Origin of the sequence: Pseudomonas laurentiana (assembly GCF_014648275.1) — a bacterium.
GTDB lineage: Bacteria > Pseudomonadota > Gammaproteobacteria > Pseudomonadales > Pseudomonadaceae > Aquipseudomonas > Aquipseudomonas laurentiana.
On the sequence record NZ_BMQU01000012.1, the window covers coordinates 123,412 to 137,060 of the forward strand.

The 13,649-nt window shown below is 56.9% G+C and carries 15 protein-coding genes and 3 pseudogenes; 12 read left to right on the top strand and 6 right to left on the bottom strand.

Annotated features, from left to right (window positions below):
* Positions 1-214: 214 nt before the first annotated feature.
* From IE038_RS14220 to IE038_RS14255, 8 genes are all read left to right on the top strand, one after another.
* Complete coding sequence (locus IE038_RS14220; protein ID WP_163933342.1) at positions 215-1,195, top strand: NAD-dependent 4,6-dehydratase LegB; 981 nt, start codon at positions 215-217, stop codon at positions 1,193-1,195.
* Between the two features lie 8 nt (positions 1,196-1,203).
* A complete protein-coding gene (locus tag IE038_RS14225; protein ID WP_163933345.1) occupies positions 1,204-2,355 on the top strand; it encodes a LegC family aminotransferase in 1,152 nt (383 codons plus the stop codon).
* Positions 2,352-3,506, top strand: coding sequence for a UDP-N-acetylglucosamine 2-epimerase (gene neuC / locus IE038_RS14230; protein WP_163933348.1), 1,155 nt, complete (start codon positions 2,352-2,354; stop codon positions 3,504-3,506). Before IE038_RS14225 ends, neuC begins: the two co-directional genes overlap by 4 nt.
* A gap of 27 nt (positions 3,507-3,533) precedes the next feature.
* Positions 3,534-4,595 carry an N-acetylneuraminate synthase gene (gene neuB / locus IE038_RS14235; RefSeq protein WP_229775670.1) on the top strand — a complete coding sequence of 354 codons (1,062 nt, stop codon included), beginning with the start codon at positions 3,534-3,536 and terminating at the stop codon, positions 4,593-4,595.
* Positions 4,596-5,006: 411 nt separating this feature from the next.
* Positions 5,007-6,320, top strand: a complete 1,314-nt coding sequence (locus tag IE038_RS14240) for an N-acetyl sugar amidotransferase (RefSeq protein ID WP_189395812.1) — start codon at positions 5,007-5,009, stop codon at positions 6,318-6,320.
* Positions 6,317-7,078, top strand: coding sequence for an imidazole glycerol phosphate synthase subunit HisF (hisF, locus tag IE038_RS14245; protein ID WP_189395813.1), 762 nt, complete (start codon positions 6,317-6,319; stop codon positions 7,076-7,078). The genes IE038_RS14240 and hisF overlap by 4 nt, the downstream gene beginning before the upstream one ends.
* On the top strand, positions 7,071-7,721 hold the full coding sequence (gene hisH, locus IE038_RS14250) for an imidazole glycerol phosphate synthase subunit HisH (RefSeq protein ID WP_163933357.1): 651 nt from the start codon (positions 7,071-7,073) through the stop codon (positions 7,719-7,721). The genes hisF and hisH overlap by 8 nt, the downstream gene beginning before the upstream one ends.
* The gene (locus IE038_RS14255) at positions 7,718-8,413 is read left to right on the top strand and encodes an acylneuraminate cytidylyltransferase family protein (RefSeq protein ID WP_189395814.1); all 696 of its coding nucleotides are present in this window, start codon (positions 7,718-7,720) and stop codon (positions 8,411-8,413) included. The genes hisH and IE038_RS14255 overlap by 4 nt, the downstream gene beginning before the upstream one ends.
* An 11-nt stretch (positions 8,414-8,424) precedes the next feature.
* Here the strand turns inward: IE038_RS14255 and IE038_RS14260 are convergent, their stop codons facing one another.
* Complete coding sequence (locus IE038_RS14260; RefSeq protein WP_229775671.1) at positions 8,425-9,105, bottom strand: metallophosphoesterase; 681 nt, start codon at positions 9,103-9,105, stop codon at positions 8,425-8,427.
* Between the two features lie 354 nt (positions 9,106-9,459).
* On the opposite strand from IE038_RS14260, the gene IE038_RS14265 reads away from it, so the two are divergent.
* Complete coding sequence (locus IE038_RS14265) at positions 9,460-9,783, top strand: hypothetical protein (RefSeq protein ID WP_189395815.1); 324 nt, start codon at positions 9,460-9,462, stop codon at positions 9,781-9,783.
* A 320-nt stretch (positions 9,784-10,103) separates the two neighbouring features.
* Positions 10,104-10,292, top strand: a pseudogene (locus IE038_RS25320) (ComEA family DNA-binding protein); the annotation flags it as partial.
* A gap of 56 nt (positions 10,293-10,348) precedes the next feature.
* Here IE038_RS25320 and IE038_RS14275 read toward each other — a convergent pair.
* A complete protein-coding gene (locus IE038_RS14275) occupies positions 10,349-10,498 on the bottom strand; it encodes a DUF2897 family protein (RefSeq protein ID WP_229775672.1) in 150 nt (49 codons plus the stop codon).
* 203 nt (positions 10,499-10,701) lie between these two features.
* Between IE038_RS14275 and IE038_RS14280 the strand changes: the two are divergent.
* Positions 10,702-11,335, top strand: a pseudogene (locus tag IE038_RS14280) (orotidine 5'-phosphate decarboxylase).
* Between the two features lie 10 nt (positions 11,336-11,345).
* Here the strand turns inward: IE038_RS14280 and IE038_RS14285 are convergent.
* The 3 genes and pseudogenes from IE038_RS14285 to IE038_RS24515 all read right to left on the bottom strand — a co-directional run.
* Positions 11,346-11,714 carry a hypothetical protein gene (locus IE038_RS14285; RefSeq protein WP_163934973.1) on the bottom strand — a complete coding sequence of 123 codons (369 nt, stop codon included), beginning with the start codon at positions 11,712-11,714 and terminating at the stop codon, positions 11,346-11,348.
* A gap of 22 nt (positions 11,715-11,736) precedes the next feature.
* Positions 11,737-12,483: a formyltransferase family protein gene (locus IE038_RS14290; protein WP_163934976.1), complete on the bottom strand. Its 747-nt coding sequence runs from the start codon at positions 12,481-12,483 to the stop codon at positions 11,737-11,739.
* Positions 12,484-12,645: 162 nt separating this feature from the next.
* Positions 12,646-12,738: pseudogene (locus tag IE038_RS24515) on the bottom strand (hypothetical protein); the annotation flags it as partial.
* Positions 12,739-12,957: 219 nt separating this feature from the next.
* On the opposite strand from IE038_RS24515, the gene IE038_RS14295 reads away from it, so the two are divergent.
* Positions 12,958-13,278 carry a ComEA family DNA-binding protein gene (locus IE038_RS14295; RefSeq protein ID WP_163934979.1) on the top strand — a complete coding sequence of 107 codons (321 nt, stop codon included), beginning with the start codon at positions 12,958-12,960 and terminating at the stop codon, positions 13,276-13,278.
* Between the two features lie 122 nt (positions 13,279-13,400).
* Here the strand turns inward: IE038_RS14295 and IE038_RS14300 are convergent, their stop codons facing one another.
* Entirely contained in the window at positions 13,401-13,568 is a 168-nt protein-coding gene (locus IE038_RS14300; RefSeq protein ID WP_065759863.1) for a DUF2897 family protein, read from the bottom strand.
* Positions 13,569-13,649: the final 81 nt, after the last annotated feature.

The following is a 13,649-nucleotide window of genomic DNA, read 5'->3' on the forward strand; positions in this document are numbered from 1 at the left end:
CTTTTCCCTGCGGATTAGGGTGAAGATTGTGCTGTTGGCGGTGTGTCATGCCGACTACGGGGTGGATGCCGAAGCAGCATGCCAGGCGTGTCGCAGCTGTTTTGCAGAAAGTGCTCAAGCGACACCGATTGCTGTCGAGTATTGAAGGACCTATTCATTTGTTTCGCGCCTCACGGAATGTATTTTCGAGGCGGTCTAGTTTAAGGGTTGAACGATGACTACAGTTTTAGTGACCGGCGCCGATGGCTTCATTGGTTCGCATCTGACAGAATTGCTTGTGCGTGAAGGCTACAAGGTCAAGGCGCTTTCTCAATACAATTCGTTTAACTACTGGGGGTGGCTGGAGGACGTCGACTGCCTTTCTCGTATCGAAGTGCTCAACGGTGATGTCCGTGATCCGCACTACTGCAAGCACATTACCAAAGACGTGGATATCGTTTTCCACTTGGCCGCGCTGATTGCCATTCCTTACTCTTACGTTGCACCTGACAGCTATGTCGACACCAACGTCAAAGGTACCTTGAATATTTGCCAGGCGGCCATGGAGAATGGTGTCAAGCGGGTCATCCATACTTCTACCAGTGAAGTTTACGGTACCGCGAAGTATGTTCCGATCGACGAAAAACATCCGTTGCAGGCTCAGTCGCCCTACAGTGCTTCGAAAATTGGTGCCGATGCGATGGCGATGAGTTTCTACAACGCTTTCGACCTGCCGCTGACGATTGCCCGGCCGTTCAATACCTACGGGCCTCGCCAGTCTGCGCGTGCAGTGATCCCTACTATCATCAGCCAGATCGCTTCGGGTCAGAAGCAGATCAAGCTGGGCGATGTGACGCCTACCCGTGACTTCAACTACGTCGCCGACACCTGCCGTGGCTTCCTCGAACTGGCCCGCTGTGAGCAGGCGGTTGGCGAAGTCGTGAATATCGGCTCCAACTTCGAGATCTCGGTAGGGGACACCCTCAACCTGATCCGCGAACTGATGGGTAGCGACGTCGAGTTCCTCACCGACGAGCAGCGGATGCGTCCGGAGAAGTCCGAGGTCTTCCGCTTGTGGTGTGACAACAGCAAGATCAATGGCCTGACCGGCTTCAAGCCCGAGTACTCGATCCGCCAGGGCTTGGAGAAGACGGTTGAGTGGTTCACCCAGCCACAGAATCTCGCCAAGTACAAAGCCAATATCTATAACGTCTGAGGTCTGGTATGTACGACTCGCTTGTCAGGTTTGTGCGCGATCAGTACCGCACTCAGGAGTTTATTCCACTGCATGCTCCGGTATTTGCGGGTCATGAACAGCGGTATGTTGGCGAAACCATCGCCTCCACTTTCGTCTCCAGTGTGGGGGCCTTCGTCGACCGCTTCGAGCACGACATGCAGGTCTTCACTGGCAGCCCGCGCGCCGTGGCGACCGTCAATGGCACGGCGGCCTTGCACATTGCCCTGTTGCTGGCCGGAGTGAGGGCTGGCGACTTGGTGATCACCCAGTCGCTGACCTTCGTGGCGACGTGTAATGCCATCGCTTACTGTGGCGCCGAGCCGGTCTTCGTGGACGTCGATCGCGAGACGCTGGGGCTTTCACCCTCGGCGCTGGAGCGCTGGCTCGATAGCGAAGCGATGATGGGCGAGGATGGCGTATGTCGGTTGCGTAAAGATGGCCGGGTGCTGCGCGCCTGCCTACCCATGCATACCTTCGGCCATCCGGTGGCGCTCAAGGAACTGCTGGTAGTCTGTGAGCGCTGGCAGTTGGCGTTGGTTGAGGACGCCGCCGAATCCCTGGGCAGTACCTATCAGGGGCAGCACACCGGCACTTTCGGGCTGATCGGGACGTTGAGCTTCAATGGCAACAAGATCATCACCACGGGAGGCGGTGGTATGGTGCTGACTAACGACGCGCTGGGTACAAGGGCCAAGCATCTGACGACAACCGCCAAGCAGCCTCACGCCTATGAATATGTGCATGACGAAGTGGGCTACAACTATCGGCTGCCTAACCTGAATGCCGCGCTTGGCTGTGCCCAGCTCGAGCAGTTGGACGGTTTCCTGGCGGCAAAGCGTCAATTGGCCATGAACTACAAAGAGGCACTGCAGAGCAGTGACCTGACATTTGTCACCGAGCCGGCAGATTGCCGTTCGAACTACTGGCTGAATGCTGTCATCTGCCAGGATCTCGCTCAGCGGGATGCGTTGCTCAAAGCTACCAACGAGCGAGGCGTGATGACGCGCCCCATCTGGGCGCTGATGAACCGTCTGCCAGCCTACCAACACTGTCTGAGGGGGGACCTGAGCAACGCCGAGTGGCTGGAAGCGCGGGTTGTCAACCTGCCGAGCAGCGTGCCGCCGCAGGAGGTCAAATGAGCCGTCGCATTGCCGTCTTTACCGGTACCCGGGCTGAGTACGGCCTGCTTTACTGGCTGATGAAGGAAATCCAGAAGAGCGAGCAGTTGGACTTGCAGCTCATCGTCAGTTGCATGCACTTGTCACCAGAGTTCGGTTACACCTGGCAGCAAATTGTCGAGGACGGCTTCGAGATCGACGCCAAGGTAGAGATGTTGCTTTCGTCCAATACCGATGTTGGTACTGTTAAGTCCATGGGGTTGGGGGTGTTGGGCTTCGCTGATGCGCTGGATCGTCTGCGCCCGGATCTTCTGGTGGTGCTGGGTGATCGTTTTGAGGCGTTGAGTATCTGCCAGGCGGCCCTGATCATGCGCATCCCTATCGTGCATGTGCATGGTGGGGAGTTGACTGAAGGCGCGTACGACGATGCCATCCGGCATGCAATCACCAAGATGGCGTACCTGCATTTCGTCGCCGCGCAACCCTATCGCAAGCGTGTTATCCAGATGGGGGAGTCGCCTGAACGGGTGTTCAACGTGGGTGCCGTTGGGCTCGATCATCTCAAGCGCACGCCCGATATGCCGCTTGAGGCGTTGCGCGACAGCCTCGGCTTCGATTTGTCGGCGCCGTTCCTGCTGGTGACCTACCACCCTGTGACGATGCTCGAAGAGGATCCGGAAAAAAGCTTCGAGGCGCTTCTGCAGGCCTTGGAGGCGTTTCCTGCTTATCGCGTGGTCGTCACCTATCCGAACGCGGATAACGGCGGCCGGGCGATCATTCCGATGATCGAGCAGTTCGCGGTACAGAATCCCGAGCGTGTGCTGGCGATACCTTCTCTTGGGTTCAAGCGCTACCTGAGCGTTGTGAAGCGTGCTGCCGCCGTCGTTGGCAATTCGTCCAGCGGTATCATCGAAGTCCCTTCGTTCGGTGTCCCCACTGTCAATATCGGCAGCCGCCAAGCAGGGCGCCTGAGCGCAGACTCCGTGTTGCACTGCGCGCCGGACAGGGTAGCGATCGAGTCCGCTATCGGCTTGGCGCTGAGCGAGCCTTTTGCCCAGGCAAGCAGGCAGACGATCAACCCCTATGGGCAGGGCGATGCCGCCAGCGCAATCGTGCGTATCCTTGAAACCTGTGACACTTCGGGTCACAAGTCATTTCATGATCTGAGTTGACGAATGAAATCTGTAAGCAGAGATTCCGTGTACATCATCGCTGAGGCCGGTGTTAACCATAACGGTCAGCGTGAACTGGCTTTCGAACTGATCAATCAGGCGGCACGAGCGGGCGCAGATGCGGTGAAGTTTCAGACGTTCAACGCCAGCAAGCTTGCGTCCGTCACGGCACCCAAGGCGCTCTACCAGAAAACGACCACTGATGCCGAGGAAAGCCAGCAGGCCATGCTTCGGAAGCTGGAATTGCCTCGCGACTGGCATGCTGACCTTCAGGCTCATGCAAAAGACAAGGGGATCGAGTTCATCAGCACGGCCTTTGATAATGACAGCCTCGATTTCTTGGGCACACTAGACATCCCGTTTTTCAAGGTGCCGTCCGGTGAGTTGGTCAATGGCCCGTTGTTGTGGCAATTCGCCCGAACTGGCAAGCCGCTGATTGTCTCTACTGGTATGGCGACCTTGAGCGAGGTTGAGCAGGGCCTGGCCATAATCACGCATGCATTGGTCAATGATCAGGAGCCTGCGGATATGGATGATGTGTGGCGTTGCTGGAGCGACGGGCAGGCGCGAGCCCGGCTTCAGGGACATGTCACGCTGCTCCATTGCACTTCCCAATACCCGACGCCGCTTGCAGAGGTGAACTTGCGGGCGATGGATACCCTTCAACAGGCTTTCGGCCTGGAGGTTGGCTATTCGGACCATACCCAGGGGGTGCTTATTCCGGTAGCTGCCGTGGCGCGAGGCGCGCGTGTCATCGAAAAGCATTTCACCCTCGATCGGTCAATGCCTGGCCCTGACCATAAAGCCTCGCTGGAACCTGCCGAGCTTGCCGACATGATTGCGCAAATCCGCGGGTTGGAGCAGGCACTGGGCCAGCCGGCAAAATTGCCGCAGCCGAGTGAGTGGGATACGCGCAAGGCAGCGCGGCAGCAGGTAATGGTCGTTCGTGACATTTCGGCGGGTGAATGCTTCTCGCGTGACGACCTGTCGACCGCGCGCTGTGGCGGCGGCCTCCCTGCTACGGCGCTGTGGGGGCTGGTCGGTGCAGTCGCGACAAGGTCCTATCGCGCGGGAGAGGCGGTAGAGTAAAGCCCATGCTACCTGGCGATATGGGTACCTGATGTTTCGCCGCAACCGATGCCAAATTACCAGGGCCCGATTTGATCACGTCTGTATACTTCGCCACCGTGGTCATGTCGGTCCAACGGTGGCGCGATCAAGGCGTGTGGCGGGGCGAGTGCGACATGTATCGGCGATTTTCCCGCTCCCCGGGCCCGTTGAAGTTTTTTTATTTCCTATTTCGACATGGAGTGTCGACAGCAATGACAGTAAGGCTGCATGAGTGGCAGAACCCGCTTGGGGTGATTCACAAGGAAGGAATCAACTGTGTCGGCTTTAGTGATGTTCGAGTCGTAGCAAGTAGGCGTCATTACAACGACCTGCATTTGGCTCGCAATAACTACCCCGTTTGATTGTTGTATTTGCATTTGGAGACTGGTTTTGAAAATTTCCCCTAGTTCGACGATAGATCTTTCCAAGTTCACCGCCCCAAAGGCTGAGCGGGAAGTTTTCTATGGGCTGCCGCGAGACGTAAAATTCTGCAAGATCTGCAACATGTCTAACCAGCAGCCCATGTCGAGCAACGAGTACGCGCACAGCAACAGCTCCACCAAGTCGACCATGAGCTTTGACGAACATGGCGTGTGCCACGCTTGTAATTTCAACAAGCTCAAGGAGGACGGCGAAATCGACTGGGATGAGCGCGAGCGTGAACTGCTCGAGCTTTGCAATCAGTACCGCAAAAACGACGGCAGCTATGACTGCATTGTCGGCGGCAGCGGTGGTAAAGACAGCGCGATGCAGTCGCACCTGCTGAAGTATAAATACGGCATGAACCCGTTGACCGTGACCTGGTCGCCGCACCTGTACACCGACATTGGCTGGAAGAACTTCCAGAACTGGCTGCATGTTGGCGGCTTCGACAACTTCCTGTATACCCCGAACGGCAAGATCCACCGCTTGCTGACCCGCAATGCGACGATCAACCTGCTGCATCCCTTCCAGCCGTTCATTCTGGGGCAGAAGACTTTCGTCGCCAAAATGGCCGCTAAGCTGAATATTCCGCTGATCTTCTACGGGGAAATGCCGGGCGAGTACGGCGAGAAGATTTCGCACAAGACCTCCAGCTACGCTGCTACCAATGAAGTTGCAGAGAGCGAAGGTTTCTCGCTGGATTATCTGGGTGGCAAGGACATTCGCGATGTCTTCCTGGGCGGCAAGCCGATCGGCGAGTACCTAGACGAAGGTGTGCCGATGGTCGATTTGGCCAGCTACCTACCGATGGCGCCGGACATCCTGGAGCGCAAGGGTATTGAGTTCAAGTATCTGGGCTACTACAAGAAGTGGGTGCCACAGGAAGCCTACTACTACGCCGTCGAACACACCGGCTTCGAAGCCAATCCGGTGCGTACCGAAGGCACGTATTCCAAGTACAACAGCCTTGATGACAAGGTCGACGGGTTCTTCTACTTCACCCGCTGGATCAAGTTCGGCGTGGGCCGCTCGATGATGGATTCCGCCCAGGAAATCCGTAATCACCATATCGACAAGGAAGAAGCTATCGCGCTGATGCAGCGTTATGAGGGTGAGTACCCTTCACGCTACGAGAAAGAGTTTCTTGACTACATCAGCATGACCCGTGAAGAGTTCCTGGCCACCTGCGACCGTTTCCGTTCGCCGCACCTGTGGCACGTGGTCGATGGGGAGTGGAAGCTGCGCTACACCCCATGGAATCCACAGGGCAACGCTGAATGAGCAACACGCGACTGATAGCCCGCCTTGATGTGAAGGGGCCTAACCTGATCAAAGGGATTCATCTCGAGGGGCTGCGCATCATCGGTTCACCAAACGAACATGCCCTGAGCTATTACGAGCAGGGCATTGACGAGCTCATTTACATGGATTGTGTTGCGAGCCTGTATGGGCGCAACAGCCTGGGTGAACTGATCCGCAAAACTGCTGAAAACGTCTTCATCCCGATGACCGTTGGTGGTGGTGTGCGCTCGGTCGAGGATGTGGCCAATTTGCTGCGTTGCGGCGCGGACAAGGTCGCCGTCAACACGGCGGCCGTGGGCAACCCCGGTCTAGTGAGCGAAATTGCGCGCCGTTTCGGTAGTCAGTGCATGGTGCTGTCGATCGAGGCGAAGCGCGTCGCGCCAGACCGGTGGGAGGTCTTCACCGACAACGGTCGGGAAAGCACCGGGCTGGATGTGGTCGAGTGGGCTCGCAAGGGTGCTTCGCTCGGCGCAGGGGAAATCCTCTTGACCTCGGTCGACCAGGAAGGCACTCGCAAAGGGTTCGATCTGGAACTGGTTCAGACAGTCACCGAAACGGTAGGCATACCTGTCATCGCCAGCGGCGGCATGGGCAGCGCCCAGCACGCCGTCGACGTGGTTGGTACAGGGGCGGATGCTGTCGCGATGGCTGACATCTTGCACTACAAGCGGGCTGCTTTGGCTGATATTCGCAATGACGTTTCGGCGGCGGGAATCCGGGTACGCATGTATGAATGATATAGTCAGCGTTATCGATTATGGCGTGGGTAACCTGTTCAGCGTGCAAAAAGCGCTCGAACACTGTGGTGCGACGGTCCGCTTGGTGTCTAGCCCCGAGGACCTCAAACATGCCACTAAAGTGCTGTTGCCGGGTGTAGGCGCGTTTGCCGATGCTATGCGCCAGCTCAATGCCAGTGGCATGGACGAGGCCATCAAGGCTTATGTGGCCTCCGGCGCTCCACTGTTCGGGATTTGCCTAGGCATGCAACTGCTGCTCGACAGCAGCCATGAGTTCGGTCATTCCGAAGGCTTGGGGCTGATCCCCGGCACGGTCGAGCTGATAACGGCCAGGGGCCTTTCGGGGCAACCCATCAAAGTGCCGCATATCGGTTGGTCCAGCCTTGTAATGCCGCCGACGCGCAGCTCATGGGAGGGCACCGTGCTTGAAACTGTCGAGACTCGGAACAGTGCGGTCTACTTTGTTCATTCCTACATGGCAGTGCCCAGTGTTGCCGAGCACCGTGTCGCGGATTGCCAGTACGGCGATACTGCGGTGGCGGCGGTGGTTGCCAGGGATAACGTCTGCGGTGCGCAGTTCCATCCGGAAAAGAGCGGCAGGGTTGGGCTCTCCATGCTGCGCAGCTTTGTGACGGCCCGATGAAAATCCTCGCGATCATCCCCGCTAGGGGAGGCTCAAAGCGTTTGCCCGGCAAGAACATCAAGCATCTTGACGGGCGGCCGCTGATTGCCTGGACGATCGAGGTGGCGTTGCAGAGCCAGATGTTCGTCGAGACCATCGTCTCTACGGACGACCCGGCGATTGCCGAAGTCGCGCAGCGTTTTGGTGCAGCGGTTCCGGGATTGCGCCCAGCGCACCTGGCAACCGACACGGCAGGCAGCGTGGATGTGGTTCTACAGGTGCTGGACGACTATGAGGCCGTTCACGGCGACGTGAATGGCGTCATGCTGCTCCAGCCCACGTCTCCGTTTCGCACCAGTGAGTCGATTCGCCAGGCAGTGGCGCTATTCGAGGCCAATGGCAGGCGAGCGGTGGTGAGTGTCTGCACTGCGGCCTCGCACCCTGCGTGGAGCTTCAGTCTCGAAGGCGATACACTAGCGCCGTTCCTGGGGTGGGAGCCGTTGACCAGGCGCTCCCAGGACCTGCAGCCGGCATATACCCTCAATGGTTCGATCTACTTGGTTGCGCCACAGGTGTTGCGCCAGGAAAAGCGCTTCGTCGGGCCTGGTGTCCAGCCCCTGGTGATTGCCGAGGCGTTTGAATCGCTGGATATCGACACGCCTGAAGATTGGGAGATGGCGCTCTTTGCTCTAGGACAACGTGCCCGGCAATAACGGGCATTGCCTCAGGCCGGTCGGGCTGTGCCCGGGAAAACCCTGAACAGGCGTTCGCTGCCCAGTTCGATCGCGCTAAGGTGGCCATCGGCAAATGAGCAGCCGGTGTCGATGTAGGCCACATTGCCGTGCCGGGTAACCTGCGGCACGGTGGAATGTCCGACATACACCGTGCTGATGCCCTGGATGGGCGTGGCGTCCTGGCGGGTGATCTTGCCCCGGGCGTACAGGGCTTGCATCAGCGCGTTGGGCTGCCCAGGGTGCTGCCTGGCCACCAGCAAGCGGATCGATTCCTGCCAGCTCAGGCCCTTTTCCCAACTGGGGCATTCGGCATGGATGACCCCGATGGCATGGCCTTCATTCAGCCTGACCTGTAGGGCCACCGGCATGCTGCATAGCGCCGCTGAGATCTGCGCCTGTCGGGCGTGCGGTAATTCATAGAACCACGCACCTCCGTTGCGGGCGTGGCGGGGGGCGTCGCCTGTGCCTGCGATGTAATCTAGCACCATCTGTTCGTGGTTGCCCCGCACGGCGTGAAACCACGGGCGTGACAACCAGTCCAGCACGTCCTCTGAGCATGGGCCGCGGTCAATCAGGTCGCCGGTACAGAACAGGCGGTCGACCGCCGGCGCGAATCCGATGTCTGCCAGCAAGGCATCGAGCATTTCAAAATGCCCATGCACATCACCCACGACAAAATCCCGTCCTGCAGTATTGACGTCAAAAAAACCCAGGTGCGGTGTGTAAGAAAATTCCTGCAACCTGCCTACTCGTTTAAACAAATGTGAAGTGATCGCTGTGCATGGGGCACGCGGCTATATTAACCCGATACCCCAGCAGCCAGAAGTTGGTATGCGTGCATCGGGGTAATCAATTGGTCGGCAGTGTTGTCTGAAGGTGCAATCGTGGCACATTGCCTTTAACTGTTGTAGGATATTTCTCTGTTGGGCTTCAGGCTAGACCCTACCAAAGACCTGGCTGAGCATCAGGTTGGTTTAAACAATAATTTAAAAACATTTCGATAATTCATTCTTTGTGGGGGAGTTATGGATCGTTTCGAGTCCATATTGACTGCTATCGGGTATCTCAGGATTCCATTGCGCCTGTTGTTGTTGGTAGTACAGACAGTTGCCATCTACGGTGCGCTGGCCTATTACGCTGACCTGCACTGGGCGCTCAGTGCCTTCGTTCCAGCGGTGTTCCTGTATTTCTGCCGGATTCAGTCGGTCAACTGTGCCCTGGCCGTGTTGGGGGCGTTCTACGGTTGGGGTATGTCCTGGGTTGGGGCGATCAGCGTGATCTTCGGTTTGTTGGCGTTGCTTTTAATCGTCAAGGCGTTCGGTGACGTAACACAAGAAATGGCAACCTGAAATCGAGTCAGGCAGTGCAAGGTAGGGAGTAACGAAGGCCACTGTTGACTTTTCGAAAAGACCAGATCGCTTGGCGCGTTTGGAAAGAAATCCAGGCCTGCCAGCGCTTGCCGCTGCATCCATTGGCGTCTAGTTTTCAGTTGCAGCCAAGGAAACTCCGTCTTTGAACTCAACACCCATGGAGTATCACCTATGCTCCTCACCACGCTCGCTTTGCTGTTCGCCGCACTGCTCGGCTTCTCTTCCGCTGCCGTGGCGACCCCTCCGCAGCTTCCGTCACCATAGCGACGGTTACGGTGTAGCAGGGCGTTGCCACGATCAACCTGAACACTGCCGAAGCTACCACGCTGTAAGCCGCGCTCAATGGCATCGGCAAGGCCAAGGCCAAAGCCACCGTTACCTATCGCGAACAGCATGGCGCCTTCACATCGGTAGACGAGTTGCTGGAAATAAAGGGCATCGGCAAGGCGCTGCTGGAGCGCAACCGTGACAAGATGAGCATCAACTGAAGAATGGCGGGAGTGCGACACTGCATTTCCGCCAAGTGACCGAGGCGCCGCGGGGTTCAGCGGTCGTGTGCGTCTTTGGCATTGGCCTCGGCATTGCGTTCCCTGACATTGCGCAGCTTCTCTTTGGTCCATGGCAATTTCTTCGCGGTGTCCTTGAGCAACATCAGACTGCCGATGATCGAGCCGATCGCCACCAGTAGTATCAACTAGGCATACCAAGGCATGACATTCTCCTTCTTGCGTGAATGGTGCCCTTGTACCCGTTCGAGTCAGGCGAGTCAGGGTGTCCTGCCTTGGTTTCATTATAGGAAAGCCGCCTTGTGCAAGACATTTGGCAATCCCGGTCCCCGCTGCACCGCAGCATCGGCTACAAAGCGCGCCGATTTCGACTTGCCCAGAGAGCCTGCCCATATCCGCTTGCCAGGCACCTATTATCGTCGCTCTGGATTTCCCTTCCCGCGACGCCACCCTGAAGCTGGCCGATCAGTTGGGCCCAAAGATGTGCTGGGTTAAGGTCGGCAAAGAACTGTTCACCAGCAGTGTATGCGGTATCGTTGAAGCGCTCTGCGACATGTTCCTAGACTTGAAATTCCACGACATTTAGAACACTACCGCGATGGCAGTGAAGGCCGCAGCCGCTCTTGATTGGTGTGACTGTGGCGACCAGCATGGAGCGCGAGGACCTGGCCGGTATCGGCCTGGACATCGAGCCGCAGGAGCAGGTGCTTCGTCTGACGGCGCTGGTCGAGAAGTCTGGTATAGACGGGTTGATGTGTTCGGCGCTGGAGGCGTCTGTGCTCAAGGTGGCGCACCCCTCGCTGCAACTGGTGACCCCCCCCGGTATCCGCCCGGCTGGCAGTGCATAGGACGATCGGCGACGTACCCTCACACCGCGTGAGGCGCTCGATGCAGGCTCCGATTACGTGGTTATCGGTCGTCCGATCAGCCAGGCAAAGGACCCAGCGCAGGCATTGGCAGCTGTGGAGGCGGAATTCGTACCTGACCAGCAGGCTTTCAACGGGGCGCTTTCCGGGCGCCCCTAACCCTTGACACTCAGTTGGAACGCTTTGACGCAAAATAGCCTTCCAAGCTCGCCATTGCCTCCTTTGGAAAGTTTACAGCCGTTTCAAAGACGAATTCGTCAGTCAGACATGGATTGTTCCTGTCTCGCAGGTCGTTCCACTGGCAAGTCCAGACATCCAGATGCAAGACAAGCTTCATCAGGTTTTTTTGCTGAATTTGCGGTAATAAGTGGCAGTGATCAAGGATTAGCGCCAGAGTCTTTTCGTTATTTGTTTTTATTATTTTTGCGTATAAATAAATACGACCATTTTTCAAATAGGCTTGATAGGCTTCGTGGCCGCGTAAGAAAAGCGTATCAAGCAGCCCGATGAAATGTTCTTCTGAAATAACTGGGGTCATTGCATGTCTGTTCCGGTAATGTTCAGTTTCGTACTCTCTTGTTGGATTTCAGTACAAACTCATATCCGTGAAGCGTTATCTTGGGAGGGAAACGCTCGGTATAGGTTGCGCGGATAACTCGCTCGAGTTCAGCTGAGCAAATACCTGGGTCCAGGCTGGACAGTTGATCGAGCTCTTTCATGCGCCGCGCTTCACCTCTCCAGCGCTCATGTGCGGAGCTGGCCAGCATTTTCTCTACATAGCGTTTACCGGAGGCGTCGATGCCGCCGGCAATATCAAAAAACAGATCCAGCAGTTTTAGGTGCGATCGCTCCAGTAGCGAATCAACCGTGTCACCCGGGGCGATCGGGAAACGACGGCAATCCAAGATGTTACCGTGATCGACCTTTTCGTTCATCAGGTGAGCTGTCACACCGTATTCGGGCGCATCTTCGTACAAAGCAAAATTGAGGCAGCCACTGCCAGGGTACTCGGTGGGTCCTGGGTGGAAATTGATGGCGGCAATACTGGCTTGATCCAGCAACGACTTGGGAAGAATAAACAGGCTACGGAAGCACAGTATGTAGTCGCCGCACCATGATTTTAGTTCCTCCGGAAGAACTTCGCCTCGGCCGCCGGAAATGACAGTGGTGACTTCAAATTTTAAGCGATTCAGATAGCCAAGCGCCTTCAGAGTTGCATCGCATTGGGAGCGGCCAAAGAATAGAACTTTGATCTTGTCTGGGGAGGTGACAGGTGCGTTGTACTGTTCAGGGTTTACGGAGGTCATTCCTATTCCTTGCCAATTTGGTCCGTTCGTTGAAAAGTATCACATACTGATCCCCTCATATAGTTCGCCAGGTCTTATAGTCCTGGTTCGACAGGTTGTCGGCCGGCCATGCTCCTCGACTCAGACCTCAGACCTCAGACCTCAGACCTCAGACCTCAGACCTCAGACCTTTAGCACCAACTTTCCGAAGTTCCTCCCGCTGAACAGCTTCAACAATGTCTCCAGCCCGTCGACCACATCTTCCTTGCTTCCTAGGGGGGCGGTCCCGGAATGAGATCATCATTTACCTATTTCAGATTCATCTGAGCGAGCAACTGTTCGGCATGCAGCGCCGTACGCAGGTCAACGCGCTGTCGAATTTAGTAAAAAATCATCCGTCCATCTCGTTTGACGCACCGCACCCGCCGTCTACGTTTCAAAGGCAGCCAAGGAAAAGCTGCCTCTGCAAGCAAACGTCCTAAGGAGTGTCACCTTATGCGCCACATGTACCTGTCCTCTCTGCTGTTAGCCCTGTTTGCCACGTTCTCGTTACCTGCCTCGGCGGCGCCAACGGCCCCGGCCCAGCCTGCGGTTCAGGCTGTCGTTGAGCAAAACGTGGGCAAGGTTGATCTGAATAAAGCCAGCGCCGCCGCCCTGCAAAGTGAATTGACCGGTATCGGTAAAGCCAAGGCCGAGGCTATCGTTGCGTACCGTGAGGCTCACGGTGATTTTGCGTCGGTTGATGAGTTGTTGGAGGTCAAGGGTATTGGCAAAGCGTTGCTGGAACGCAATCGCGATAAGTTGACGGTCAACTGACCGGGAGTGGGGCGGGTGTGTCGGCGCGGCGTTGTGAGTGTTTGGCGTCGGGGAGGTGTTGCCTTCCATCGCGGGCAAGTCCGCTCCCACACGTTTTTGGGGGCGAGCTCGCACCCACAGGTTTAGCGGTCCTTGGCGTCTTTGGCGTCCATTTCGGCGTTGCGTTCGTGGATGCGTTTGAGCTGTTCTTCGGTCAGCGGCAGTTTTTGCGCGGTGTCGCGCAGCAGCATCAGGCCGCCAATGATGGAGCCAAGGGCAACCACCAGGATCAACCAGGCATACCAGGGCATAGGGTTCTCCTTGTCCAGCGTTGGATGTATAGCTTCAGTATAAGAGGGCCAGCGGATTGACGGCGAATTCGTGATCAGTGG

Excerpts from the sequence above, each read along its gene's own strand:
- IE038_RS14220 (WP_163933342.1), top strand. The coding sequence starts at position 215 with ATGACTACAGTTTTAGTGACCGGCGCCGATGGCTTCATTGGTTCGCAT.
- IE038_RS14225 (WP_163933345.1), top strand. The coding sequence starts at position 1,204 with ATGTACGACTCGCTTGTCAGGTTTGTGCGCGATCAGTACCGCACTCAG.
- neuC (WP_163933348.1), top strand. The coding sequence starts at position 2,352 with ATGAGCCGTCGCATTGCCGTCTTTACCGGTACCCGGGCTGAGTACGGC.
- hisF (WP_189395813.1), top strand. The coding sequence starts at position 6,317 with ATGAGCAACACGCGACTGATAGCCCGCCTTGATGTGAAGGGGCCTAAC.
- hisH (WP_163933357.1), top strand. The coding sequence starts at position 7,071 with ATGAATGATATAGTCAGCGTTATCGATTATGGCGTGGGTAACCTGTTC.
- IE038_RS14255 (WP_189395814.1), top strand. The coding sequence starts at position 7,718 with ATGAAAATCCTCGCGATCATCCCCGCTAGGGGAGGCTCAAAGCGTTTG.
- IE038_RS14265 (WP_189395815.1), top strand. The coding sequence starts at position 9,460 with ATGGATCGTTTCGAGTCCATATTGACTGCTATCGGGTATCTCAGGATT.
- IE038_RS14285 (WP_163934973.1), bottom strand. The coding sequence starts at position 11,714 with ATGACCCCAGTTATTTCAGAAGAACATTTCATCGGGCTGCTTGATACG.
- IE038_RS14290 (WP_163934976.1), bottom strand. The coding sequence starts at position 12,483 with ATGACCTCCGTAAACCCTGAACAGTACAACGCACCTGTCACCTCCCCA.
- IE038_RS14295 (WP_163934979.1), top strand. The coding sequence starts at position 12,958 with ATGCGCCACATGTACCTGTCCTCTCTGCTGTTAGCCCTGTTTGCCACG.
- IE038_RS14300 (WP_065759863.1), bottom strand. The coding sequence starts at position 13,568 with ATGCCCTGGTATGCCTGGTTGATCCTGGTGGTTGCCCTTGGCTCCATC.